Genomic DNA, 25,617 nt, shown 5'->3' on the forward strand with positions numbered 1-25,617 from the left:
GGTGCGCGGGACGCCCCTGCCCCCGTCCAACTGGCCCCACCACGCGATGGCGGGTAACTCAACGCCGGCAGGCAAGTGCCCGCCTACCTGTGAGTTACCCGTCATCGTGAGCCGGTGAGCCGGTGAGCCGGTGAGCCGGGGTGCCGGAGGCGAAGAGCTACTTCTTCAACCCCGCCTGGATCTGAGCCATGACGCTCGGGTCGGCCAACGTCGTGGCGTCACCGGCTTCACGGCCCTCGGCGACATCCTTGAGCAGGCGTCGCATGATCTTGCCCGAACGCGTCTTCGGCAATTCGTCGACGACGAGCACCTGTCGCGGCTTCGCGATCGGCCCGATCTGACGACCGACGTGCGTGCGCAGCTCCTGGACGAGCTCTTCGCGGGCTGCGTCTTCGGCGTAGTTCTCCCGCGATTCTTCGCGCAGGATGACGAACGCGCAGACGGCCTGGCCGGTCGTCTCGTCCGCGGCGCCGACGACGGCGGCCTCCGCGACCGTGTCGTGGCTGACGAGCGCCGACTCGATCTCGGAGGTCGACAGGCGGTGACCGGATACGTTCATGACGTCGTCGACGCGGCCGAGCACCCAGATGTTGCCGTCCTCGTCGCGCTTCGCGCCGTCACCGGCGAAGTACATGTCGGGGAAGCGCGACCAGTACGTGTCCTCGTAGCGCTGACGGTCGCCCCAGATGCCGCGCAGCATCGACGGCCACGGGTCGCGGATGACGAGGTAGCCGCTCTCGCCGTTCGGCACGCTCTTGCCCTCTTCGTCGACGACGTCAGCGGTGATGCCGGGGACGGGCGCCTGCGCCGAACCGGGCACGAGCGCCGTGACGCCGGGCAGCGGCGACATCATGATCGCGCCCGTCTCCGTCTGCCACCACGTGTCGACGATCGGGGCCTCACCCGCGCCGATGACGTCACGGAACCACATCCACGCCTCGGGGTTGATCGGCTCACCGACCGAGCCGAGCACCCGGATGCTCGACAGGTCGTACTCCTGCGGGATCTCCTCGCCCCACTTCATGCAGGTGCGGATCGCCGTCGGCGCCGTGTAGAAGATCGACACCTTCTTGTCGGCGATGATCTCCCACCAGCGACCCTGATGCGGGGTGTCGGGCGTGCCCTCGTACATGACCTGCGTCGCGCCGTTCGCGAGCGGGCCGTATGTGATGTAGCTGTGGCCGGTGATCCAGCCGACGTCGGCGGTGCACCAGTAGACGTCCGTGTCGGGGTGGACGTCGTGGACGACGGCGTTCGTGTACGCCGCCTGCGTCAGGTAGCCGCCCGAGGTGTGGAAGATGCCCTTCGGCTTCCCCGTCGTGCCCGAGGTGTAGAGGATGAACAGCGGGTGCTCCGCATCGAAGTTCTCGACCTCGACGACGGGTTCGGCGGCCTCGAGCGCCTCGTCCCACCACATGTCCTTGTCACCCATCGTGACGTCCTCGCCGGTGCGCTTGACGACGAGTACGCGCTGCACGCTCGTCTCGCCGCTGACGGCCTCGTCGACGGCCGGCTTGAGCGCGCTCGGCTTGCCGCGGCGATAGCCGCCGTCAGCGGTGATGACGACCTTCGCCTCACCGTCGGCGATGCGGGTGCGCAGCGCGTCCGCCGAGAAGCCGCCGAAGACGACGGAGTGGACGGCGCCGATGCGCGCGCACGCGAGCATCGAGATGACGGCCTCGGGGATCATCGGCAGGTAGATCGCGACGCGGTCACCCGCTTCGACGCCGGCGGCGCGCAGAGCTCCGGCGGCGCGCTGCACGCGCTCGGTGAGGTCGGCGTACGTGATGGCCTGCTCGTCGCCCGGCTCGCCGACGAAGTGGATGGCAACGCGCTCGCCGTTGCCCGCCTCGACATGGCGGTCGGCGCAGTTGTAGGCGACGTTGAGCTCACCTCCGACGAACCATTTCGCGACGGGCGCGTCGGACCAGTCGAGGACCTCGTCGAAGTCCTTGCTCCAGGTGAGGCGCTCGCGGGCCTGCTTCGCCCAGAACGCGAGGTGGTCGGCGCCGGCCTCTTCGTACAGCGACGCCTGACCCACGGCCTGGGCCGTGAAGGCCTCGCTCGGGGGGAAGGGGCCGGGCGTGGGGTCGGGGGTTTCGCTCATGGCGGGCGCTCCTTGCTTCGTCTCGGACACTCCGGCGTCGGCCGCCGAGCGGGCGGGCGCCGGGCCTGCTCGCGCTCGGATCGGGGGAGGCCCCGGATCGTCAGCGCGATGAGGTGTGGATCACAGGCGTCAACCCTTTTCTATCGCATCGCCCGGGTGGCGCGTCGAGGGCGGTTCGCATACTGACGGGTAGCAAACGTGGGGCGCTGAGTACGCTTGCGCCATGACTGCGACCGTCGACGCCGTGCGTGCCCTTGCCGACCTGCCCGAGGTGGGCGAGAGCGTCGATCGTGCCCGTGAAGCCTGCACCGAACTGCGCTGGCACAACGCGTTGCGACGGCGCATCCCGCAGGCCGCCGCCGAGTCGCGTGTGCGCGGGGCGCGGGCCAGCGCCGCGCTGGACGGCGCCGAGGTCTCCGTCGACGTCGTGCGTGAGTTGGTCGTCGGGCTGACGTCGTGGCCCGAGGAGCCCGACCCGCTCGAGCGGGCGCTGCGCGGCGCGGTGCAAGCCACCGCCGAGACGGAGCATGCCCGAGACCTCGTGCTGACGTCCCCCGCTCAGGCCCTCGCACGCCTCCACGTCGCCGTAGCGGGGTCTTCGGCGGGTGTCGATCTGCCGCCCGACGCCGTAGGACGCCCCCGTCGCGATGACGAGGTGTGCGCCGAACTCGTCGAGGTCGGAGCGCCCGTGCCGGCACTGGAACTTCCCGCGCGGCTCGGAGGGCTCTACGAACTCGTCGCGTGCCATGACAAGGCACCGGTGGCGGTGGTCGCCGCCCTCGCTCATGCCGAGATCGCGACGATGCGCCCCTTCGTGCGCGGGAACGCGATCGTGGCGCGAGGTTTCGAGCGGGCCCTCGTGCAGGCCGCCGGGCTCGACCCGACGGGAGTCTGCGTGCCCGAGGTCGGCCACCTGCGCGAGGCGAGCGCGGGATACGTCGGGGCGCTCGCGGCGTATGCGACCGGCTCCGCGGACGGGGTTCGCCTGTGGCTGACGTTCTGCGTCGGCTCGTACGAGCGGGGCGCGCGTGAAGGCATGCGCATCGCGGACGCGGTCCTCGCCGGGCGGCTCGGCGGATTGTAAGCAATTGCCACCCACTTCAGGGTGGAGTCTTGGCGTAATGTGGGTGAAGTCTCAGTAAATCAACAGGTTCCGGCTTGGATTAGCGTGCCCACCGTGACATATTGAAGCAGTGCGCTCCCCTCGGGTCGAGCGCTGGCGTGCATGCCGCACCCCCAAGGGTATGCACGCATAGACAGCCCCCGTCGTCCCCCCGACGGGGGCTGTCGCTGTTCCTGGCCGGTGGGTGCGGCGGGGGCTGGAATTCGGCGGGCCCCGACGGAGGCGCTGAGGCCGCGACGGGCGGGTGCGTCATCCACAGGGTGTGACGGCTACGGCCGGTTTTTGCCCTCGCCTGCAGGCTGATCCACAGGTTCGGCTCTCGCGACCTTGGCCCGGGCTGGTGCCTGCCGTGACGGTGGAGCCATGAACGCATGGGACGACGCGGGGGCGAGATTCGAACTCCCCGGGCGGCATCGAAGCCGCAGTGAAGAGCAGTCCGCCGAGTCGGCGCGAGGCGACGGAGCGCGTGATGCCTGGCCGGATGGCGAGGTGTTCGCCGACGACGTCGATGATCTGGCCGGTTCGGGCGGTGGCATCGTCGGCGTCGGGGATGGGGCCCTCGAGGCCCCGCTCGTGCGTGGACGTCGCATCGCGGTGATGTGCCCCGATTCGAGCATCGACGGTGCGTGCTTCGGGGCTGCGCTCGCGGGGTATCTGGCGAAGGTCGCGGCGGCCAGCGGCTCGTCGAGACCGCCGGTGGCCCTCGTCGACGGTCAACCCGGAACGGGTGGGCTCGACGTGCTGCTCGACCTCGAGACGACGCCCGGTGCGCGCTGGCCGGCCCTGCGTGGCGCGGGATCCCACATCGACGGTGAGCGGCTGCTCGCCGCCCTGCCGCAGCGCGACGGGGTGGCGGTGCTCAGCCACACCGCCTCTCCCGCCGTCGTCGACGAGGAGTCGAGGCGCGCGACGCACGAGGCGCTCGCCCACGTCGCGGGGGACGTCGTGCACTGCCTGGCCGCGCATCCGCTGCCACGCCCGGGGGAGTTCGACGTCATCGTGCTGCTCGTGCGCGGCACGCTCGCGTCGACGGCTGCAGCGCAGCACACGGTGCGAGCGCTCACGGAGCTCGCGCTGGACGAGCCGGGCGGCTCGAGCATCGCGCCGGTCGCGCTCGTCGCGCTGGAGACGCCGGTGCGTACGCGCTCCGTGCTCGCCGAATCGCTCGGTGCCCCGCTTGTCGCGGCCGGCCCGACGCGGTGGCGCATGAGCGCCCACTGCCCGGCCGACCTGCTCGCGGGCCGATGGCCGGGGCAGCGTGAGACGACGATGACCCGCCTCGTGCGCGACGTGTCGATGTTCGTCGCGCGCCTCGAACGGGAGCCGTCATGGGCGTAGCCGAAGGCATGTGGAAGGAGATCCACGCCGGGCGTGCACCGAGCGCTCGCTCGCTCGAATCGCTCGTGAAGCTCGACGCGCCGGTGTTCGGGCAGGAGCAGCGCGTCGCACTCGAGGCGCGCCTCGACGCCGATGTCCTCGGCGCCGGGCCGCTGCGTGAAGCGCTCGAACTCCCCGGGGTGAGCGACGTGCTCGTCAACGGCACCCGGGGTGTCTGGGTCGATCGCGGATGCGGCGTCGAACGGATCGCGCTCGACCTGGGCGGCGAGGAAGACGTGCGGCGACTCGCCGTGCGCCTCGCTGCCGCAGCGGGCCGGCGCCTCGACGACGCGAGCCCCTACGTCGACGCCGTCCTGCCCGGCGGGGTGCGACTGCATGCGGTGCTGCCGCCGCTCGTCGACCACGGCGCACACCTGAGCCTGCGTGTGCCGGGCGGCTTGCGAATCGGTCTCGGCGACCTCGTCGCCCGCGGCGCGATGGACGACGAGGTGGCCGCGCTGCTGCTCGCCCTCGTGCGGGCCAAGGTGTCCTTCGTCATCAGCGGTGGCACCGGAACGGGCAAGACCACGCTGCTCGCGGCGCTGCTGCGTCACGTGCCCCACGACGAACGCCTTCTCGTCGTCGAGGACGTACGGGAGCTCGCCGTCGAACACCCGCACGTGGTGCGACTCGAGGCGCGCTCCCCGAACGTCGAGGGGGTCGGCGAAGTGCCGCTGGCCGCGCTCGTGCGGCAATCCCTGCGCATGCGGCCCGATCGGATCGTCGTCGGCGAGGTGCGTGGCGCCGAGGTGCGTGAGCTCATGACGGCGCTCAACACGGGCCACGAGGGTGGGTGCGGCACCGTTCATGCCAACGCGGCGGCCGACGTGCCCGCGCGTTTCGAAGCGCTCGGCGCGCTGGCCGGCATGAGCCCCGAAGCAGTGCGCACACAGCTGCGGCCGGCGATCAGCGTCGTCATCCACGTCGAACGCGTCGACGGGATGCGCCGCGTCGCGAGCGTCGGGGTGATGGGGGGCGACCATCACGGCTTGCGGGTCGAGGCAGCCTGGCAGCGCGGTGTGCGCGCGGGTGCCTGGCCCGCTCTGTGCGACCTGGCAGGTGTGCGATGAACGTCATGACCTTGGCGCTCGCCGCTGCCGTCGCCGTCATCGCTTGGCCGGCTCGGGTGCAGGCTCTTCCGCGGGAGGACCGGCGGCCGGTGCGAGGGGTGCGGCGCCTGAGCAGCAGCGATCCCGAGGCCGAATGCCTGCAGCTCGTGGACGCTCTCGTCACGGTGCTGCGCGCCGGGTCGGCCGTCACGCCGGCCCTCATCATGGCGCTCGATGGTGTGGGGGCCACCTCGGCGGGTGGGAGCGCGACGAGTGCCGGGTGGCAGCGGCTGCGCCTCGAAGCGGTGCGCGACGGTGATGTCGTGCAGGTCTGGCGCGACCTCGGACGCTTGTGGCGCAGCGCCGCGTTCGAGGAGGTCGCCGCGGCCTGGCAGCTGTCGGCGCGGCACGGATGCCCACTCGCCGACGCGATGGAGGGTGCCGCCCGCAGTGTGCGAGCACGGCGCTCGCATCGTGCGTGCGTGGACGGTGCGACGGCGGGTGCGAAGGCAAGCACGTCGGTGCTGCTGGGCCTGCCGGTGCTCGGGGTGGGCCTCGGGATGCTGCTGGGCGTCGACATGCTCGGTTGCTACAGCGGCTTCTCCGGGCTGGTGACGCTGTGGCCCGGGATTGCGCTCATGTTCGTCGGGGCGCGGTGGTCGCGTCGCATGACGGCGTCCGCGCTCAAGGCACCGACCGAGGCGGCGACGTCATGACGGTGTGGGTGCTGGTGGCGGCGAGCGCCGCTGCGATGGCGTTGTGGCCGAGTTCGACGCGGGCCGAGCGGCCCGTCCTCGTCACGAGCGACGAGAGCGACACGGCGGATCATCCGTTGGCGGTCGCCTCCTCCATCGATCTGCTCGCCCTCGCACTGGAAGGCGGGGCGCCCGCCGTCGTCGCGCTCGAGGCCGTGGGAGCGGCGCAGCGGGGAGGGCCGTCGACGGAGACGGCGTTTCGGGATGCCGGCGGGCTCGAGCTGCCGAACAGCGCAGGCTCGCCGGGGAACGCGGCCGGTGGCGTCAGTACGGTCAGCCGCGTCGCGGCGGCGCTGCGCTGGGGCGTGGACGAACGTAGCGCTTGGGCGCTCGCGCCGCCCGTCTGGCGTCCCGTCGCGACAGCCTTCGAACTGGCCGGACGTTGCGGCGCGGCGCCGAGCTCGCTGCTGCGGCAGGCGGCCGACGACCTGCGTCGCTCCGAGGCCGAACGTGTCACGCAAGCGGGCGCGAAGGCCGGCGTGCGCATCGTCCTGCCGCTCGGCTTGTGCTTTCTGCCCGCCTTCATCCTCATCGCCATCGTTCCGCTCGTGCTCGGGCTCGTGAAACTGCCCGCCTGAGTGCCCACACACTCCGTCGCCGCCGGCGCCGGGACGTCCACTCCGGACGACAACCGCACCACCTTCAAGGAGACAACCATGATCGCCACCACCCGCCGTACCCGTGACGAGCTGCTGCGCCGCTGGCGCGCCGCGAGCGAAGCCGCCGAGCACGGCATGTCGACCGCGGAGTACGCCGTCGGCACCATCGCCGCCGTCGCGTTCGCCGCTGTGCTCATCGCCATCGTCAAGTCCGACACCGTCCGATCCGCGCTCGAGGGCATCTTCTCCTCGGCACTGTCGACGCGCTGACGGCGAGGGCGACGATGACCACGCGGGCGACGGCGCTGGGGGTGGCGAGGGCGACCTCGTCGCGGGCGACGCTCACGGCGACGAGTGCTCCATCGACTCGAACGGCTCGGCCTGCGGCCGGTCGGGCGTCGACGAAGCCTGCGTCCGCGACCATGGGATGCAATCTGCCCACATGGTTGCGCCGTCGTTGGTTGGTCGACGAATCAGGCATGGCTACAGCGGAATTCGCCGTTGCGCTGCCCGCCGTTGTTGTCGTCGTCTCGCTCGTCGTCGCCCTCACGCAGTTGTTGTTGACCCATCATCGGACGTGGAACGCCGCCTCCGTCGCCGCCCGTTCAGCCGCCAGGGGTGACGGCGACGACGCCGTACGTCGCGCCGTCGCCGCGACGGGCGTGCCGGCGACGTTGAGCGTCGCTCGCGACGGCGGGTGGGTGACGGTCTCGCTCGTCGCCCGCCCGCCGTCGCCCCTCGGCTGGGTGCTGCCCGATGTCACGGCCCGTGCGGTGGCCGCTCAGGAAGAGGGCCCATGATCTGGCGATCCCGACAGCCGCGTCTACCCCAGCACGGGTCGACGCGTTCGTCGCAGCCGTCCCATCTGTGGCGCCGGCTGCCGCGCGCGTGTCCACGGACGTGGTCGCGGTCGACCGCGCAAACACAAACACCGACACCGGCAAGGTCACGGACACCTGATCCGCGCGCACCTCGGACTCCGAGCGAGCGTGGTGGTGCGAGCGTCGTCATGGTGGGCGTCGTCGGGATGCTCGTCGCGCTGTTCGCGGGTGTCGCGACGTATGCGCGCATCGCCGTCGACGCCGAGCGCGTGAGGCTCGCGGCGGATCACGCGGCGCTGGCGGGTGCGTCCGTCGTGCTCGGCGCAGCGCGCCTGCCGGCAGGGGACGCCTGCGCGGCCGCCGGGCACAGTGCTCGCCTCAACGATGCGACGCTCACGACCTGCACCGAGTTGTCGACGGGGGTGCAGGTGACGGCGCGTCGTGCCTCGGCCCTCGGGCACGAGGTGACAGCGACCGCCCGAGCCGGCGCGCCCGAAGACCACTCGGCCAGACAGACGTCGGCACCCCCGTCGCCGGTGTCAGGGCCGCACTCGACGGGTCGACAACCGGCCTCAGCCACCCGCGAGGCGACGCGAGTCGTCGTCAGGCGCGTCGGCGAGGACGCACTCGAGCAGCGTGAGGGCGCCGGCCTTGTCGAGCGGGGAGTTGCCGTTGCCGCACTTGGGCGACTGGATGCAGGCCGGGCAGCCGTGTTCGCAGCCACAGGAGGCGATGGCGTCCTGTGTGGCGCGCAGCCACGTCGCCGCCCGTTCGTAGGCGCGCTCGGCAAAACCCGAGCCGCCGGGCAGGGCGTCGTAGACGACGACGGTGGGCATGTCCGTGTCGGGGTGCAGCGCGGTCGAGACGCCACCGACGTCCCACCGGTCTCCCTGCGCGACGAGCGAGATCAGCCCGATCGAGCAGTGCTCGGCCGCGTGCAGAGCCCCGGGCGCGCTCTCTGGTGTCACGCCGGCGTCGAGCAGGTGCTCCTCGGGAACCGTCCACCACACACCCTTCGTCATGAGGGTGCGCTCGGGCAGATCGAGCGGGTGCTCACCGATGACCTCGCCCGAGGGCAGCCGTCGCAGAAAGCTCGTCACCTGCGTGCGCACCCGAATGGTGCTGTAGTGGACGCCGACGGCACCCCATGTCTGCGACCGATCCTCCTCGAGGATGTCGAACGAGCTGACGGAGCGAGCCGCCGTCGACCACCCCGGGTTGCCGCGCACGACGTGCGCGCTGCCGTCGTCGAGGTCGAGGGACGTCACGACGAACGTGCGCCCTTGATGGACGTACACCGCGCCCGGGAAGACGCTCGAGTGGGCGCGCTCCCCGTCGACCGTGCCGAGCACGGCCCCGGTGCGCGACTCGACGATGCGCACGTCACTGCCGCCGTCGCCCCGCAACGAGACGTGGTCGCCGGGCCGGTCGTCGCGCGCCCAGTACCAGCCGCTCGGACGCCGACGCAGGACGCGCTGGGCGACGAGCGCCTCGACGAGCGGCCACATGTCCGCGCCGAAGAGAGCCTCGTCGGCGGCCGTCAGGGGCAGTTCGGCAGCGGCGCTCGCGAGCTGCGGCCCGAGCACGTACGGGTTGCTCGGATCGACGACGGTCGCCTCGACCGGGCGGTCGAAGAACACATCGGGATGATGGACGAGATAGGTGTCGAGCGGATCGTCGGCGGCGACGAAGACGGCGAGCGCGTCACGCCCCGAGCGCCCCGCCCGCCCGCTCTGCTGATGCAGCGACGCGACCGTCCCCGGCCACCCGGCGAGCAGGACGGCGTCGAGGCCGCTGACGTCGATGCCGAGCTCGAGCGCGCTCGTGGCGGCCACCCCGGCGAGGGTGCCGTCGCGCAGCCCGCGTTCGACGGTGCGGCGTTCCTCGGGCAGGTAACCCCCGCGATAGGCAGCGACGAGGTCGGGGTCGAACCCGTGGTTCCACAGGCGGTTTCGCGCCATGTCGGCCATCACCTCGACACCCACACGCGAGCGCGCGAACGCGAGCGTCTGCACGCCGCGCCCGACCAGTTCGCCGAACAAGTCGGCCGTTTCGGCGACGGCACTACGACGCCCGAGGTCTTCGAGAGTGGGGCCATCGTCCACGCCGCCTTCCTGGGCGGCGCCACGATCCTGGGCAGCGCCAGGAGCAGCCTGGGCCGCGCCGCCATCCCGCGCGGCGTCGCCATCCTCGTCGCTCATCCCATCTGTGGCTGCCGCCACGGCCCCACCCATGGCCTCTGCCGCGCCCGGGGGCGGGCCGGGCTCCCACAGCGCGAACGTCAGGGCTGGGCTCGGCGAGCCGTCGTCGGTGACGGCGTCGACGTCGAGGCCCGTCAGAGCGCGGGCGTGTGCGGCGGGTTCACCGGAGGTCGCGGAGGCGAGCACGAACGTCGGGTGGCTGCCGTAGCGCGCGGCGACACGGCGCAGACGTCGGATGACGCCGGCCGTGTGGGCGCCGAACACGCCGCGATAGACATGACACTCGTCGATGACGACGAGGCGCAGCGAGCGCCAGAAGATCGACCAGCGTTCGTGAGCGGGCAGCATCGAGTGGTGGAGCAGATCCGGATTGGTGAGGATGATGCCGGCGTGGTCGCGGATCCAGCGTCGCTCGTCCGGGGGAGTGTCACCGTCGAGCGTCGCGATGCGTGCACCCGGGATGGCGAGGGCGTCGAGGCGCGCGCGTTGGTCGGCGGCGAGCGCCTTCGTGGGCGAGAGGTAGAGCGTCGTGGCTCCGCGGATCGCCGCGAGCGCGCTGACGGGCGGGTCGCCGGGGCGGCGTGCGAAGTCGGCGCCGTCGACGGCAGCCGTCAGCATCGGCACCTGGTAGGCGAGCGACTTGCCCGAGGCGGTTCCGGTCGCGACGACGACGTGGCGGCGCTCGAACACGGCGTCGAGTGCGGTTCGTTGATGCGACCACAGATGGTGGATTCCCTTGCCCTCGAACGCAGCTCGAACCGCAGGCGCCACCGCGTCGGGCCACTCGGCGAGCGAGGCCTCACGAGCAGGGCGCGTGCGCACGTGGGTGACACCACCGGTGCCGGCGTCACGCAGCGCGTCGAGCCATTGCTCAGGGCCCGCGCCGTCAGTGCGCGTGACCGCAGAACTCATGCGCACCCTCCACCCTGGATCTCACCTCGAAGGAGATGAATGTGAAATCAACTTGCATTGACTTTTCGGCTTCCTGTGACAAAACTGAATCCCCAGAGAGCAGGCCTCGCCTGCGCCAGGATGAACCGTCGAGCAGCAGGAGCCCGGGCCGCGTGGAACTCAGAGTGAACCTTCGCCGGGACGAGGGCATCGCCGTCATCGCCTTCGCCGGGGAGGTCGACGTGTACACCGCCCCCGTTCTGCGGGACGCCATCTCGAAGGTACTCGCCGCCGGTGACAAGGCGATGGTCGTCGACATGAGCGAGGTCAGCTTCCTCGACTCGACCGGCCTCGGTGTGCTCGTGGGTCGCCTCAAGGCCGTGCGGATGCTCGAGGGGGTCATGCGGGTCGTCATCACCAATCCCCGGGTGCTCCGCAACTTCCAGATCACCGGCCTCGAGAAGATCTTCACCATCGATTCCACCGCCGCTGACGCCGTCGCGGCGGTCAAGGCGGGCGCCTGACGCTCCGCCGGCGCGCGCCGGTCCTCATGGGGTCGGTCCTCATGGGGTCGGCGGCGTTCACCAGGTCAACGTCATACTGGAGTCATGTCTTCCCCGGCTCCTCACGTCGACGATTCCACGCGCGATCAGCTCGCCGCTCTGCGCGCTGACCTCGCTGCGGCGCCCTACACCGTCGAGGCGGTCGCCGACGTCCTCGGCCCGAGTGCGTCGGCCGCGCTGCACCGCGAACAGCCGACGGCTGCTCGCCGCATCCTGGCCGACGACGACAGTCCTGTCGCGACGATGGTGGCACTGTTCACGCTCGGTGGGCGCATGAGTCCGGCGCGGATCGAGGCGGCCTTCCCCGCCGCGGGGGTCGACGGTCTCACGGCGCTCGGGCTGCTCGCCGACGACGACACCCTCGAGCAGATGCGCGGCGACGGGGGCGACCGCATTCTTGTTGCTACGTGCGACCTGCGCCCGTACGGCGACGAGACGTCGTCATGGTGGCTGGCATCGGATCTCTCGGAGATCGCGACGGGGCAGGTGCTCGAACCCGATCATGTGCTCGGCATCGGTGGCGCGTCGACGACCCTCGCAAGATGGACCCCGCGACGCACCGTCCGCACCGCCCTCGACCTCGGTACCGGCTGCGGTGTTCAGGCCGCGCACCTCGCGGGCCACGTCGAGCACATCGTCGCCTCGGACCTCGCGACACGCGCGCTCGCCTTCGTCTGCTTCAACGCCGCCCTCAACGATCTCGACGTCGAGGTGCTCGCCGGTTCGATGCTCGAACCGGTCGCCGGCCGCCGATTCGACCTCATCGTGAGCAACCCGCCGTTCGTCATCACGCCGCGTCGCCCCGGCATGCCCGAGTACGAGTACCGCGACGGCGGTGCGGTGGGTGACGCTGTCGTGCGCAACCTGGTTCGCGACGTCGGCGCCCACCTCGAACCCGGTGGTGTCGCACAGTTCCTCGGCAACTGGGAGATGCGCGACGGCGAGACGTTCGAAGACGTCTGGGAGCGATGGCTCGACGGCGTCGACCTCGATGCGCTCGTGGTGCAGCGCGAGGTGCAGGATCCGTGTGAATACGCCGAACTGTGGGCGCGTGACGGTGGCGCGCCCGTCGGGTCGCCCGAGTACGACGCCATGTACTCGGCCTGGCTCGACGACTTCGCGGCGCGCGGCGTCGAGCGCATCGGCTTCGGCATCATCACGCTCCAGAGGCCGGCCGAACCCCGTCCCCGGTTCACCGATCTGCTCGACGAGCGCGGCTCTGTCGACGCCGCCATGGGCCCGACGATCGACGCAGGTCTCGCCGCGCGGGCGTGGATGGCGCGTGTCGGAGACGACGCGGTGCTCGACTCGTTCTGGCAGGCCGCGCCGGACGTCACGGAGGAGCGTCACACGAAGCCCGGAGCGAGCGACCCGAGCGTCATCATGATCCGTCAGGGCGGCGGGTTCGGCATGTCGATCCAGGCCGACACCGTGCTCGCCGCGTTCCTGTCGGTCTGCGACGGATCGATGACGGCGCGCACGGCGCTGGAGGCCATCGCAACGCTCGTCGACGTGCCCGCTGACGACGCCGTCCGCGGCACGCTGCCGCTGCTGAAGCGCCTCGTCGCCAACGGTTTCCTCACCCGCGTCGAGCGCTGAGCACCTCTGCGATCCCTGTACCCTTCTGCGCTTTTCGTCCACATTCGAATGTGGACGAAAAGCGCAGAAGGGTACGTAGATCGCAGTTGAGTACGGCCGGGGCGTCAGGCCAGCTGCCAGCTGCGCTTGCTCAGGCCGTACCAGAAGCCGGCGACGGTGGTCTGCGCTGACGCCGACGCCGCTCCGTCCGGGTTGGCGGCGCCGAGCGCGACGTAGAGCGGTGCCCAGTGCTCGGTGCGCGGGTGCGCCTCATGGGCGGCGGGGGCCTTCGTCATGAAGTCGAACAGCGCGTCGAGGTCGCCGCTCGCCATCGTCTCGGCGGCCCAGTGGTCGAACTCCGACGACGGCGCTGGCGGGGCGTCGTCAGCGTCACCACTCGGACGGAACCACCGCAGGTTGTGGGTCGTGAACCCGGAACCGATGATGAGCGTCCCCGCGTCGCGCAGCGGCGCGAGCTTGCGGCCCAGCTCGAACAGCTCGACGGGGTCGAGCGTCGGCATCGACATCTGCAGGACGGGCACGTCGGCGTCGGGGAACATCTCGACGAGGGGGACGTACGCGCCGTGGTCGAGACCGCGTGATGGGTCCTGGTGCGCGGGCCGCTCGGGTGTGCCGACGAGGCGGGCCACCGATTCGGCGAGTTCGGGCGCGGCGGGCGCATCGTACGTCACCTCGTAGTACTTCTGCGGGAATCCCCAGAAGTCGTAGGTGAGCCCGGCGCCGCTCGTCGACGACACAGTGACGGGCGCATTCTCCCAGTGCGCCGAGACCATGAGGATCTGCTTCGGCTTGGGCAGTTCCTTGCCCCAGGCGGCCAGTTCGGCGGTCCAGGTCGCATCGTCCGCGAGGGGCGGCGCGCCGTGGCTGAGATAGGCGACGGGGAGTCGGTCGTCGGTGGCCTGTGTCGAGGTGCTCATACTGACGAAACTAGTTGACGTATCAACTTTATTCCAGTGGGTCCTCGAGTAGCCGAAACACCGCTCTCGGCCGTCCCGGACATTCCGCTCCGCCCTCGGGCGTCGGTGCAGGGCAGCGCTGTGGGTGCGGGGCCGGGGCGGCGTCACGCGGCCGGACCCGTCACGTCTGGGTCGCGGTGCCCCTCCCGCGTCGCGACGGAGGTGCTCCCGCTGCCCCACGACCGGCTGTCGGTCCCGTCGGGTACGGTCTAGACGACCGCACGCGAAGGCGACGACGAATCCGTGGCCCGTGCGCGAACCGAAGGAGCACCCCAGTGGCGTCAGGCAAGAAACTCGTCATCGTCGAATCGCCCTCCAAGGGCAACAAGATCGCGTCTTATCTGGGCAGCGACTACGTCGTCGATGCCAGCGTCGGGCACATCCGTGACCTGCCGACGCCGAGCGAGATGCCGGCCGACATGAAGAAGGGCCCGTACGGCAAGTTCGCCGTCGACGTCGACAACGGTTTCGCGCCGTACTACGTCGTCGACGCGAACAAGAAGAAGAAGGTCGCCGAGCTCAAGCGCGCTCTGAAGGACGCCGACGAGCTCTACCTCGCCACCGATGAGGACCGCGAGGGCGAGGCCATCGCGTGGCACCTGCTCGAGACGCTGAAGCCGAAGGTGCCGGTCAAGCGCATGGTCTTCCACGAGGTGACGAAGGAAGCCATCCAGCGCGCCGTCAACGACACGCGCGAGCTCGACATGCAGATGGTCAACGCGCAGGAGACGCGCCGCATCCTCGACCGTCTCTACGGCTACGAGGTGTCGCCGGTGCTGTGGCGCAAGGTGCGTGCGGGCCTGTCGGCCGGGCGTGTGCAGTCGGTCGCGACGCGCATGGTCGTCGAGCGTGAGCGTGAGCGCATGGCGTTCCGCGCCGCGTCGTACTGGGACGTCGAGGGCGAGTTCGAGGCGAAGTCGAGCCAGGCCTTCACCGCCAAGCTGACGGGCGTCGACGGCGAGCGGGTCGCCTCCGGCCGCGACTTCGGCGACGACGGGCGCCTCAAGAGCTCGGGCGTGCGCCACCTCGACGGTGCGGCGGCCGAGAAGATCGCTGAGGCGACGCGAGCCGGCCACGCCGAGGTAAGTGCCGTCAGCGAGAAGCCCTACTCGCGCAAGCCGAGCGCGCCGTTCATCACCTCGACGCTGCAGCAGGAGGCCAGCCGCAAGCTGCGTCTGGGCTCGAAGGACACGATGCGCGTCGCGCAGCGCCTGTACGAGAACGGCTACATCACGTACATGCGTACCGACTCGGTCGCCCTGTCCGAGCAGGCCATCAGCGCCGCGCGTCAGCAGGCGCGCGACCTGTACGGCGCCGAATACGTGCCGGACGCTCCCCGCCGATACGCGGGCAAGTCGAAGAAGGCGCAGGAGGCGCACGAGGCGATCCGCCCGGCCGGTGATCGCTTCCGCACGCCCGCCCAGGTCGCCGGTGAGCTGCGCGGCACCGAGTTCGCGCTGTACGAGCTGATCTGGAAGCGCACCGTCGCCTCGCAGATGGCGGACGCGAAAGGTTCGACGGCGTCGGTGAAGGTCGCCGTCGGGGTCGAGAGTTCGGGTATCGCCAAGCGCGCCGAGTACTCGGCGAGCGGCACCGTCATCACGTTCCGGGGCTTTCTCGCCGCCTACGAGGAGGGCCGCGACGCCGATCGTTACTCGAACGATGACGGCGAGCGTCGCCTGCCCAAGCTGTCCGAGGGTGTCGGCCTCGACGTGCTGCGCGCCGAGGCGTTGGGGCACGAGACGTCGCCGCCCGCGCGTTACACCGAGGCGACGCTGACGAAGGCACTCGAGGAGCGCGGCATCGGCCGCCCGTCGACGTACGCCGCGACGGTCGGCACGATCCAGGATCGCGGGTACGTGCGAACGCGCGGCAGCGCGCTCATCCCGACATGGCTCGCGTTCGCGGTGACGAACCTGCTCGAGACGCACTTCCCCAGCCTCGTCGACTACGACTTCACCGCCTCGATGGAGGAGGGGCTCGACCGCATCGCCGCCGGTGACGAGGAGCGCGCGGCCTGGCTCACGCGCTTCTACTTCGGCGACGAGGGTGAGTCGGCCGAGGGCCTCAAGCAACTCGTCGACGACCTCGGCGACATCGACGCACGCGAGATCTCCACCATTCCGATCGGCGAGGGTCTCGTCGTGCGCGTCGGGCGGTACGGGCCGTACGTCGAGGAGGAGGTGCCGAACGGCATCGACCCGGCGACGGGTGAGGTCAAGGAGGGCTTCGACCCCGAGAAGGTCGGCGAGAAGCCGCGGCGCGCGTCGATCACGGACGACATCGCGCCCGACGAGATGACGCCTGCGAAGATCCGCGAGCTGCTCGACGCCTCCGACGACGACGGCCGCGTCCTCGGCACCGACCCCGAGTCGGGCCACGAGATCGTCGCCAAGTCGGGACGCTACGGCCCGTACGTCACCGAGGTGCTGCCGGAGGTGACGCCTGCCGACGGTGAGAAGCCGAAGAAGAAGGCGGCGAAGCCGAAGCCGCGCACGGCGTCGCTGTTCAAGGACATGGATCTCGCGACGATCGAGCTCGACACCGCCCTCAAGCTGTTGTCGCTGCCGCGCGTCGTCGGCGTCGTCGAAGAGAAGGCGACGGCCGAAGACGGAACGGAGACGACGAAGCAGGTCGAGATCACCGCGCAGAACGGGCGCTACGGGCCGTACCTGAAGAAGGGCACCGACTCGCGCTCGCTCGAGAACGAGGCGCAGCTGTTCACGATCACGCTCGAGGAGGCCGAGGCGATCTACGCCCAGCCGAAGCAACGTGGCCGCGCCGCCGCGAAGCCGCCGCTCAAGGAGTTCGGCGCCGACCCGACGTCCGGCAAGCCCGTCGTCGTCAAGGACGGCCGCTTCGGCGAGTACGTCACCGACGGCGAGACCAACGCGACGCTGCGCAAGGACGACGACGTCGAGACACTGACGGCCGAGCGGGCCTACGAGCTGCTCGCCGAGAAACGCGCCAAGGGCCCCTCGACGCGCAAGAAGGCCGCCAAGAAGTCGACGAAGAAGGCTGCGACGAAGAAGACCGCCGCCAAGAAGACGACGACGAAGAAGACCGCTGCGAAGAAGACGACGGCCAAGAAGGCCTGACGACTCGCAGCAGCGTCATGACACCCCGGTTCGAGTGTTGCTCGAGCTGGGGCATCCGCTGTCAGCGGATGAACGCGTCGAACGCGGCGATGCTCGCGTCGCATGCGGCGGCGTCACCGTCAGGGGTGGCGAGGTCGGTGAAGAGGTGGCCTTCGCCGGGTGCGACGACGTCGTCGAACGGCGCGCCCGAGGCGGTGACGGCGTCGCGCAGCGCGGTGACGTCGGGTTCGCTGATGAACGGGTCGACAGCATGGCGATGCACCTGGACGGGGACGCCGTTCCATGTTCCGTCGCGCGGCGCCTCGACGTTGTGCAGGAGCACAGCGGCACGCGCGTCGGGCCGCTTCGCCGCGAACGCCTGAGCGAAGAACGCGCCGAGCGAGAAACCGGCGAGGACGGCGTCGGCGGGCGCGTCGTCGAGTGCCGTGCGCGCACGATCCATGAGGGCGCGAACGCCCCCGGCGTCGCGGTGGGCGAGCCCGTCGGCGGTCGAGTCGAACACGTGCCCGTCGTAGTAGTCGGGGGTGACGACGATGTGGCCGAGGCCGCGCAGGGCGTCAGCGAAGTCGAGGACGGCCGTGCGCAGGCCGAGCGCTGAGTGGAACAGGACGATGCGAGCCATGGACCCAGTGTCGTTCTTGAACGTGTTCAAAACATGCGAGGATGGGTGAGAGATGCGACGCCGATGGGCGCGGCAGGGCGACCGGGAGAGACATCGTGGCGAAGATGCTCGGCGCAGGAATGACGGGGGCGGGCGCGTCGAGCGCCGGCTCGCTTTCGGGGTCGCGAACGTCCGTGTGGCACACGGGCGGGCGGGCCGCCGTCATCGGTGTGGGGTCTGTGGCGGCGGGTTTCGTCGTCTCGTTGATCGCTGTCGCCGTCGCCTGGGTCCCCGGCCCTGCCGATGCCTACTCGCCCGCAAACTGGCTGAGTGACGCCGGGCTGGCGCTGGCGCTGCCGTGCGCCGTCATTGCGTGGGGCCTCGCGGCGTGGTCGTTGCACCTGACACGGGGGCTCACGATGGGGGCGCGGCAGTTCTCGCTCGTGCTGTGGGGCGCGGCGACGCCGTGCGTCTACGGCTTTCTCGCGATGCTCTCGTTCGGTGTGTTCGGTGGCGACTGGGTCGGTGGCGGGCTCTTCTGGTCGGCGACGACCCTGATCGGCTTCTGCATCTGGTTCGTCACGTTGACGCCGATGTTCATCATGCTCATCGCACGGCCTCTGCTCTCGCGCGACCCGGCGACGGTGCCCGTCTCGCCCGGGGCCGCTGCGGTGAACGGTCGTGACGAGCGCGACGAGGACATCGAAACCGGGATGATTGGCGCGCGCGCCTGCCTGCGAGAGGTCTTTCGGCGCGAACCTTGACCCTGACGTGACGTGAGGCGATGGAGTGAGGTCATGACCGACGAACTGACGGTGGGGCAGGTGGCGGCACGTTTCGGCGTCACCGTCCGCACGCTGCATCACTACGACGCGATCGGGCTCGTGCGTCCGAGCGAACGTGGCTGGAACGGATACCGGCTGTACACGCCGGCGGACGTGCAACGCCTCGCTCGGGTCGTGCTGCTACGGCGCCTCGAGATGCCGCTCGCGGACATCGCCGAGGCGCTCGACGAACCGGCCGTGCTGGCGGCACTCCTCGTCGAGCACAGGGAAGCGGTCATGGCCAGGCGCGACGAGCTCGATGCGCTGGTCGACGCGATCGACACCGCACTCACATCGGAGGCAACCATGAGCAAATATCAGATCAGCAGCGCCGAGATGAAGGAGATCTTCGGCACCGGATACGACGAGGCGTACGACGTCGAGGCGCAACAGCGTTGGGGTGGGACGGAGGAATTCGCAAAATCCCGGCGCCGCGCCAAGAGCTACGACAAGGCGACCTGGCATCGCATCAAGGCCGAGTCGGACGAGGTGTTGGCGGCATTCGCCACGGCGATGCGTGACGGCGCGGCACCCGGCAGCGCGCAGGCCGACGCCGCAGTTCAGGCGCACCGCGACCAGATCGAACGCTGGTTCAATCCGGTGCCTCTGCCGATGCTCCGGGGGATGGGCGCCATGTACAGCACCGACCCACGCTTCGCGCAGACCTACGACGACGTCGAGCCCGGCCTTGCCGCGTACGTCACGGAGGTGATCGCCGCCTACTGTGACAGCCGGGGCTGACGGTCGACGCGCGTCCCTCTCGCCGGGGCCGTGCTGGCGGCGGGCGTGGACCGCTGCCCGACTTTTGTGCATCTGCACGAGGAATGTGCCGCATATTCCTCGTGCAGATGCGCAAAAGTCGCGCAGCTGGCAGGCGGCGCTTGTCGCGACCCGTACGGTGGCCCAGCGACGCTCCCCCGCAGGCGATTTCCGCGAGTTTCCGGGGTTGTCGGACGCACTGGGTAGGGTGAGCGCCATGCCCGACGACCTGCGCCTCGACGTCGAAACGCTGCGCGCCTCGAGTGACGTCACCAGCGACGCCACGACCGACGCCGTCGCAGATGTCGACGCCAACACCAAGGGCGCACCAAGCGTCAGCACCGCAGCCGGCGACGAGGTCGCGGCCGACGCTGCCGCGCACGGGCTGTTCGTCACGTTCGAAGGTGGTGACGGCGCGGGCAAGACGACGCAGATCGAGCGTGCCGCTGCGTGGCTGCGTGAACTGGGCCGTGAGGTCGTCATCACGCGTGAACCGGGCGGTACCCCGCTGGGCGTGGAGATCAGGCGGCTCCTGCTCCATGGCGACGACGTCGCGTCGCGCGCCGAGGCCCTGCTCTACGCCGCCGACCGGGCGCACCACGTCGAGACGCTCGTGCGACCGGCCCTCGCGCGCGGTGCGGTAGTGCTGCAGGATCGCTACATCGACTCCTCGATCGCCTACCAGGGCGCCGGTCGTGCGCTGGCCGCCGACGACGTCGAGTCCATCTCACGCTGGGCGACGCGCGGGCTGACGCCGGACGTCACGGTGCTCATCGACGTCTCGCCCGAGGTCGCGCGCGAACGTCGCGGCGCGCGCGGTGCCGAAGACAGGCTCGAACGCGAGGCCGACGACTTCCACACCCGCGTGCGCGAGCACTTCCTCCGCCTCGCCGCGCGCGACGAGGCGCGCTACCTCGTCCTCGACGCCGGCCGCTCGCGCGACGACCTCACCGCCGCCGTCCGCACACGACTCGAGCAGCTCCTCGAGAGCGACAGGACGCGCGCATCAGGCGGTCCCTCATGAGTGACGTCGCGACGACCCGCCGGGTGCCGGGCGTCGGCGAGGGCGTATGGCGTGATCTCGTCGGTCAGCAGGAGGCGGTGCGCACGTTGAGCGAGGCCGTCGGCGACGCCCGTCGCATGACGCATGCGTGGCTCATCACCGGCCCGCCCGGCTCGGGCCGTTCCAACGCGGCTCGTTCGTTCGCTGCCGCGCTCGAGTGCCCGCAGGGCGGGTGCGGGAAGTGTCGCGAGTGCCGGACGACGATCGACGGCTCCCACGCCGACGTGCAGATCGTCTCGACGAGCGGCCTCACGATCCAGGTGCGCGAAGCGCGCGATCTGGCGTTGCAGGCGCAGTCGTCGCCGACGGTCGGGCGCTGGCGCGTCATCGTCATCGAGGACGCCGACCGTCTCACCGAACGCGCCGCCGACGCGCTGCTCAAGGCGCTCGAAGAACCCGTCCCGCGCACCGTGTGGCTGCTGTGCGCGCCGAGCGTCGAGGACGTCATCGTGACGATCCGCAGCCGTTCACGCCACGTCCGCCTGCGCATCCCGCCGCCCGACGACGTCGCCGAACTGCTCGTGCGCCGCGACGGCGTCGACCCCGCCATGGCGGCGTACGCGGCACGCGCGGCGCAGTCGCACATCGGCATCGCGCGGCGCCTGGCGCGTGACGAGGGGGCGCGCATCCGGCGGCGCGAGACGATCCTGGTCGCGCTGCGTATCCGCGGGCTCGGCGACGCCATGAAGGCGGCAGCTGATCTCGCCTCGATCGCCGAGGACGAGTCGGGTGCATCGTCGGGGGAGCGCAACGCCGCCGAGAAGGCCAAGCTGATGGAGCAGCTCGGCGCCGACCCGAGCGCGCGCACGCAGCCGCCCCACGTGCGCTCGGCGATCAACCAGCTCGAGAAGGAGCAGAAGACGCGGGCGACGCGTTTCGGTCGTGACGTCATCGACCGCGCCCTCGTCGATCTCGCCTCGATGTATCGCGACGCGCTCGTGGTGCGCTGGGGCGATCCGGTGCCGCTCGTGAACGCCGACATCGTCGACGACGTCGGCCGGCTCGCGCGCGCGTTCACCCCCGAAGGGCTGCTGCTCGCGCTCGACGCCATCAGCACCGCGCGTGAGCGCATCGCCGCCAACGTCCCCCCGCTGCTGGCCCTCGAAGCCATGTGCATCTCGCTCGAACTGCCCTCATGAGGCAGCCGGATAGGAGTCGCCCCGTGAAGAACATCGCGCGCTCGCGCCTGACGCAGGTGGCCGCGCTCGCGGCTGCGTCGATGCTCGCCGTCGGTGGGTGCAGCACGTCGTCTCCCACCTCGTCGGCGTCGTCGGACTCATCGGGCGGCGGCGCTGCGTCCGCCTCGTCGGCCGCGGGAACGGCCGCGACCGGTCCGCTCAGTGCGTTCTACACGCAGAAGCTCGACTGGAAGAGCTGCGACGATGGCGAGTGCGCGAAGCTGCGCGTGCCCATCGACTACGCGAAGCCCAGTGGCCCGAGCATCGAGGTCGCCGTCAACCGCATGAAGGCGACGGGGACGAAGAAAGGCTCACTCGTCGTCAACCCCGGCGGCCCCGGTGGCTCGGGCGTCGACTATGCCGCGGCGGCTGACCAGATCGTCAGCAAGTCGGTGCGCGACAGCTACGACATTGTCGGGTTCGACCCGCGCGGTGTGCAGCGTTCGGCCGCGATCACGTGCGTCGACGACGCGACGCTCGATCAGTTCATGGGTTCCGACCCCTCACCCGACGACAAGAGCGAGCAGAACGCGCTGCTGGCCGGCGACAAGAAGCTCGCCGACGCGTGCAAGAAGAACGCCGGCCCGCTGCTCGGCCACGTCAGCACCGAGGAGGTCGCGAAGGACATGGACGTCCTGCGTGCGGCTCTCGGCGAGCAGAAGTTGAACTTCCTCGGCAAGTCGTACGGCACGATGCTCGGCGCGACGTACGCCGACCTGTTCGCGAAGAACGTCGGGCGCATGGTGCTCGACGGCGTCCTGCCGCCCGATCTGACGATGCAGCAGATCAACGAGGGGCAGGCGACCGGCTTCGAGAAGGCGCTCGACGCCTACCTCGCCGATTGCGTCTCGGGCGGCAAGTGCCCGCTCGGGTCCGACGCCGCGTCCGCGAAGAAGAAGCTGCAGACCTGGCTCGCCGGCCTCGACGCCAAACCCATCAAGGCGAGCGGCGACAAGCGCCTCAGCACCCTGACGGAGGGCTGGGCGATCAACGGAATCGCCGCGTCGCTCTACGACCAGGCGAAATGGGGTGAGCTGACGCAGGCGCTGCGCAGCGCACTCGGTGGTGACGGCACGCAGCTGCTCAGCGCGGGCAAGAGCTACGCCGAGCGCAACGACGACGGCACGTACCAGAGCAACATGATGCAGGTGCTCAACGCCGTGACGTGCCTCGATCGGCCGGCGCCGACCGGCGGCGTGGCCGAGTACGAGAAGGACGCGGAGGCGTTCTCGAAGAAGGCGCCGACGTGGGGCCGGCAGATGGCGTGGGCCGGCGCGGTGTGCGCCGACTGGCCGGTCAAGACCACGGGCAGACCGCACGAGGTGAAGGCGGCCGGGTCGGCGCCGATCGTCGTCCTCGGCACGACCCGTGACCCCGCGACGCCGTACGAGTGGAGCGAACGCCTCGCCGGTGAACTGCAGAACAGCCGTTTCATCAGCTACGACGGTGACGGCCACACCGCCTACGGGCGCGGCTCCCAGTGCGTCGACGATGCCGTCGACCACTACCTCGTCGACGGCTCCGATCCTGCGAAGAAGACCACCTGCTGAATCGGGCTGACGGCGCGTCCTAGGCCGTGCGCACCGAGCCGCCGTAGGCGCCCAACCATGGGGAGGCGCCGCGGCTGCTGGGGTTGGTGCCCCCTTGGGCAGCGAGCGGGCGGGATTGGCGCCCCCCGCGCCGCTCGTGTAAAGTTTTGCCTCGCTGCCGGAGATATCCGATCAGCGGTTGCCGCTTTAGCTCAGTCGGCCAGAGCGTCTCACTCGTAATGAGAAGGTCGTCGGTTCGATTCCGACAAGCGGCTCCGAAGAAAGGCCCCCGAAGAGTCGGGGGCCTTTCGCGTGCCCGGGCCCGGCCGACGATACGGCCCGCCCACGACAAGCACCGGCACCGCGGCGAGCGCCGTGCCGTCCGTCGCAGGTCAGTGCTCGAAGTCGTCGTCGCGGAACTCGCCGTCGGGGCGCACGTCGTCGCGGGCGAGGTCGTTCTCACGACCGCGGAGTTCGACGCGGCGGATCTTGCCCGAGATCGTCTTGGGCAGTTCGGCGAACTCGAGTCGGCGCACGCGCTGCCACGGCGCGAGGCGCTCGCGGGCGAAGGCGAAGATGCTCTCGGCGGTCACCGCGTCCGGCGAACTGCCTTCGATGAGAACGAGATACGCCTTCGGGACGGCGAGTCGCACGGCGTCGGGGGCGGGCACGATCGCCGCTTCGGCGACGGCAGGGTGCTCGATGAGCACCGACTCCAGCTCGAACGGGCTGATCTTGTAGTCGCTCGCCTTGAACACGTCGTCGGTGCGCCCGATGTAGCTGATGTACCCCTCGTCGTCGATCGCGGCGACGTCGCCCGTGTGGTAGAAACCGCCCGCCATCGCGTCGGTGTTGCGGGCCTCGTCGCCGAGGTAACCCGTCATGAGTGGCAGGGGGTGGGCGGCGAGGTCGAGGCAGATCTCGCCCTCACCGGCGCCGTCGAGCCGTTCGCCGCTCAGCGGGTCGACGATGACGACGGGCACGCCCGGCAGCGGGCGTCCCATCGACCCGGGCTTCACCGCCGAGCCGGGCGTGTTGCCGACGGCGGCCGTCATCTCCGTCTGGCCGTAGCCGTCGCGGATCGTCAGGCCCCACGCCCGTTCGATCTGCGTGATGACCTCCGGATTGAGCGGTTCACCCGCGCCGATCAGTTCGCGCAGCGCGCCGCGCCCAACGGTCAGGTCGGCGTTGATGAGCATGCGCCACACCGTCGGCGGCGCACAGAACGTGGTCACCTCGCGGGCGCGCAGTTGCTGCAGCAGGGCGGCGGGGGAGAAGCGCGTGTAGTTGTAGACGAAGATCGTCGCCTCGCCGATCCACGGCGCGAAGAAGCACGACCATGCGTGCTTCGCCCATCCCGGGCTCGAGATGTTGAGGTGGACGTCACCGGGGCGCAGACCGAGCCAGTACATCGTCGACAGGTGACCGATCGGGTAGGAGGCCTGCGTGTGCTCGACGAGCTTGGGGCGACTCGTCGTGCCCGAGGTGAAGTAGTACAGCAGCGGATCGCCCGGCGCGGTCCCCGGGTGCTCGGTGGGCGGGACGTCGCCGACGCGGCGATACGCCCCGTGCAGGTCGGACCACCCGTCCGCCGCGCCGACGCTGAGCCGCGTGTACTCGCCCGGCACGCCCGAGAACTTGTCGACGTCGCCCGCGTTGGCGACGACGTGCCGCACCCCGCCGCGCGCGATGCGGTCGCGCAGATCGGCGGGCCCGACGGCCGTCGTCGTCGGCATGATGATCGCGCCGAGCTTCATGACGGCGAGCATGAGATCCCACAGTTCGATCTGGTTGCCGAGCATGAGGACGACAGGGTCACCGCGCCTCACGCCCTGCTCTGCGAGCCACGTGGCGACGGCGTCGGAGCGGCGCGCCATCTCGTCGTACGTCACCTCGAGCGACGAACCGTCCTCCTCGACGATGACGATGGCCGTGCGGTGGTTGCCGCGCGCGATGGCGTCGAACCAGTCGATCGCCCAGTTGAACCGTTCGCCGACGTCGGGCCAGGTGAACGTCGCCACGGCGTCGTCATGGCGTCCGCGCAGCTCGAGGAGTGTGTCGCGCGCGGCGCGGTAGGCCTCGGTGGGGGAGGGATCGGAGCCGGTGGTCGTCATGAGACGACATTGCCAAACACGACCAGGGTTACTGCGCGGTACGTGTGAAGTGGGTCACTTTCACAACCACCCGTTCTCCTGCGCGATGCGGACGGCGTCGGCGCGGGTGCGTCCGCCCGTCTTGCCGATCGCCGACGACAGGTGGTTGCGCACGGTGCCCTCCGACAGGAAGACGGCGCGTGCTCGCAGCACGCGTCGAGCACCTCGTCACCCCGCCCGACCTCGGCGACGACCTCGAGGTCGCTCTCCAGATCGAGCAGTGCCGCGAGCGCGCCACGCACCATCGCCCGATCGTCGGCGATGAGAAGTCGGATCGTCATGGTCGGCCTTTCGTCGATGCTGGGGTCGATTCTCGGATGGTCAGCGCGCCCGCACGACGAGGGCAAAACCGGGGTCGCTGCCCGTCTCGA

General features: G+C 70.5%; 20 protein-coding genes, 1 tRNA gene and 2 pseudogenes. 17 read left to right on the forward strand and 6 right to left on the reverse strand.

Annotated features, from left to right (window positions below; translation table 11 throughout):
* Nucleotides 1–157: 157 nt before the first annotated feature.
* Nucleotides 158–2,107, reverse strand: coding sequence for an acetate--CoA ligase (gene acs, locus ABH936_RS09055; protein WP_404603065.1), 1,950 nt, complete (start codon nt 2,105–2,107; stop codon nt 158–160).
* A gap of 223 nt (nt 2,108–2,330) precedes the next feature.
* Here acs and ABH936_RS09060 point away from each other — a divergent pair, with 223 nt between their 5' ends.
* The 8 genes and pseudogenes from ABH936_RS09060 to ABH936_RS09095 all read left to right on the forward strand — a co-directional run.
* Entirely contained in the window at nt 2,331–3,191 is an 861-nt protein-coding gene (locus ABH936_RS09060; RefSeq protein WP_006944034.1) for a hypothetical protein, read from the forward strand.
* A 402-nt stretch (nt 3,192–3,593) separates the two neighbouring features.
* Nucleotides 3,594–4,568, forward strand: coding sequence for a hypothetical protein (locus tag ABH936_RS09065; protein ID WP_006943999.1), 975 nt, complete (start codon nt 3,594–3,596; stop codon nt 4,566–4,568).
* A complete protein-coding gene (locus ABH936_RS09070) occupies nt 4,559–5,677 on the forward strand; it encodes a TadA family conjugal transfer-associated ATPase (RefSeq protein WP_231729428.1) in 1,119 nt (372 codons plus the stop codon). Before ABH936_RS09065 ends, ABH936_RS09070 begins: the two co-directional genes overlap by 10 nt.
* A gap of 5 nt (nt 5,678–5,682) precedes the next feature.
* Complete coding sequence (locus ABH936_RS09075) at nt 5,683–6,372, forward strand: hypothetical protein (protein WP_175282457.1); 690 nt, start codon at nt 5,683–5,685, stop codon at nt 6,370–6,372.
* Nucleotides 6,369–6,989 (forward strand): type II secretion system F family protein, encoded by a 621-nt coding sequence (locus ABH936_RS09080; RefSeq protein ID WP_006943927.1) that lies wholly within the window; start codon nt 6,369–6,371, stop codon nt 6,987–6,989. The genes ABH936_RS09075 and ABH936_RS09080 overlap by 4 nt, the downstream gene beginning before the upstream one ends.
* Nucleotides 6,990–7,067: 78 nt before the next feature.
* Complete coding sequence (locus tag ABH936_RS09085) at nt 7,068–7,280, forward strand: DUF4244 domain-containing protein (RefSeq protein ID WP_006943941.1); 213 nt, start codon at nt 7,068–7,070, stop codon at nt 7,278–7,280.
* A gap of 209 nt (nt 7,281–7,489) precedes the next feature.
* Nucleotides 7,490–7,810, forward strand: coding sequence for a TadE family type IV pilus minor pilin (locus tag ABH936_RS09090; protein ID WP_038569562.1), 321 nt, complete (start codon nt 7,490–7,492; stop codon nt 7,808–7,810).
* A pseudogene (locus ABH936_RS09095) lies at nt 7,807–8,310 on the forward strand (Rv3654c family TadE-like protein); the annotation flags it as partial. The gene ABH936_RS09090 and the pseudogene ABH936_RS09095, both read left to right, overlap by 4 nt.
* A 93-nt stretch (nt 8,311–8,403) precedes the next feature.
* On the opposite strand, the gene ABH936_RS09100 reads toward ABH936_RS09095, so the two are convergent.
* A complete protein-coding gene (locus tag ABH936_RS09100; RefSeq protein WP_404603066.1) occupies nt 8,404–10,944 on the reverse strand; it encodes a DEAD/DEAH box helicase in 2,541 nt (846 codons plus the stop codon).
* Between the two features lie 152 nt (nt 10,945–11,096).
* On the opposite strand from ABH936_RS09100, the gene ABH936_RS09105 reads away from it, so the two are divergent.
* Together ABH936_RS09105 and ABH936_RS09110 are read left to right on the forward strand one after the other, a co-directional pair.
* Complete coding sequence (locus ABH936_RS09105; RefSeq protein WP_286697076.1) at nt 11,097–11,447, forward strand: STAS domain-containing protein; 351 nt, start codon at nt 11,097–11,099, stop codon at nt 11,445–11,447.
* Nucleotides 11,448–11,531: 84 nt separating this feature from the next.
* Entirely contained in the window at nt 11,532–13,085 is a 1,554-nt protein-coding gene (locus ABH936_RS09110; RefSeq protein ID WP_338811590.1) for a class I SAM-dependent methyltransferase, read from the forward strand.
* Nucleotides 13,086–13,189: 104 nt separating this feature from the next.
* Here ABH936_RS09110 and ABH936_RS09115 read toward each other — a convergent pair whose 3' ends face one another.
* A complete protein-coding gene (locus ABH936_RS09115; protein WP_404603067.1) occupies nt 13,190–14,002 on the reverse strand; it encodes a dioxygenase in 813 nt (270 codons plus the stop codon).
* Nucleotides 14,003–14,316: 314 nt separating this feature from the next.
* Between ABH936_RS09115 and topA the strand changes: the two genes are divergently transcribed.
* Entirely contained in the window at nt 14,317–17,139 is a 2,823-nt protein-coding gene (topA, locus tag ABH936_RS09120; RefSeq protein WP_404603068.1) for a type I DNA topoisomerase, read from the forward strand.
* Nucleotides 17,140–17,200: 61 nt separating this feature from the next.
* On the opposite strand, the gene ABH936_RS09125 is transcribed toward topA, so the two are convergent.
* Nucleotides 17,201–17,761 (reverse strand): dienelactone hydrolase family protein, encoded by a 561-nt coding sequence (locus ABH936_RS09125; RefSeq protein WP_006944040.1) that lies wholly within the window; start codon nt 17,759–17,761, stop codon nt 17,201–17,203.
* A 95-nt stretch (nt 17,762–17,856) separates the two neighbouring features.
* On the opposite strand from ABH936_RS09125, the gene ABH936_RS09130 reads away from it, so the two are divergent.
* From ABH936_RS09130 to ABH936_RS09155, 6 genes are all read left to right on the forward strand, one after another.
* Complete coding sequence (locus ABH936_RS09130; protein ID WP_006943944.1) at nt 17,857–18,504, forward strand: hypothetical protein; 648 nt, start codon at nt 17,857–17,859, stop codon at nt 18,502–18,504.
* 33 nt (nt 18,505–18,537) lie between these two features.
* The gene (locus ABH936_RS09135) at nt 18,538–19,305 is read left to right on the forward strand and encodes a MerR family transcriptional regulator (RefSeq protein WP_006944024.1); all 768 of its coding nucleotides are present in this window, start codon (nt 18,538–18,540) and stop codon (nt 19,303–19,305) included.
* A 235-nt stretch (nt 19,306–19,540) separates the two neighbouring features.
* On the forward strand, nt 19,541–20,347 hold the full coding sequence (gene tmk, locus ABH936_RS09140; RefSeq protein ID WP_006943970.1) for a dTMP kinase: 807 nt from the start codon (nt 19,541–19,543) through the stop codon (nt 20,345–20,347).
* Nucleotides 20,344–21,525 carry a DNA polymerase III subunit delta' gene (locus ABH936_RS09145; RefSeq protein ID WP_404603069.1) on the forward strand — a complete coding sequence of 394 codons (1,182 nt, stop codon included), beginning with the start codon at nt 20,344–20,346 and terminating at the stop codon, nt 21,523–21,525. Before tmk ends, ABH936_RS09145 begins: the two co-directional genes overlap by 4 nt.
* A 23-nt stretch (nt 21,526–21,548) precedes the next feature.
* On the forward strand, nt 21,549–23,114 hold the full coding sequence (locus ABH936_RS09150) for an alpha/beta hydrolase (RefSeq protein ID WP_281712137.1): 1,566 nt from the start codon (nt 21,549–21,551) through the stop codon (nt 23,112–23,114).
* Between the two features lie 180 nt (nt 23,115–23,294).
* Nucleotides 23,295–23,368, forward strand: a tRNA-Thr gene (locus ABH936_RS09155).
* A 117-nt stretch (nt 23,369–23,485) separates the two neighbouring features.
* Here ABH936_RS09155 and ABH936_RS09160 read toward each other — a convergent pair.
* The gene (locus ABH936_RS09160; RefSeq protein ID WP_404603071.1) at nt 23,486–25,207 is read right to left on the reverse strand and encodes an AMP-binding protein; all 1,722 of its coding nucleotides are present in this window, start codon (nt 25,205–25,207) and stop codon (nt 23,486–23,488) included.
* A 60-nt stretch (nt 25,208–25,267) separates the two neighbouring features.
* Nucleotides 25,268–25,527 (reverse strand): annotated as a pseudogene (locus ABH936_RS09165) (response regulator transcription factor).
* Nucleotides 25,528–25,617 lie beyond the last annotated feature (90 nt).

It is taken from the genome of Dermacoccus sp. GAS27A (assembly GCF_044909235.1).
GTDB classification, from domain to species: domain Bacteria; phylum Actinomycetota; class Actinomycetes; order Actinomycetales; family Dermatophilaceae; genus Dermacoccus; species Dermacoccus nishinomiyaensis.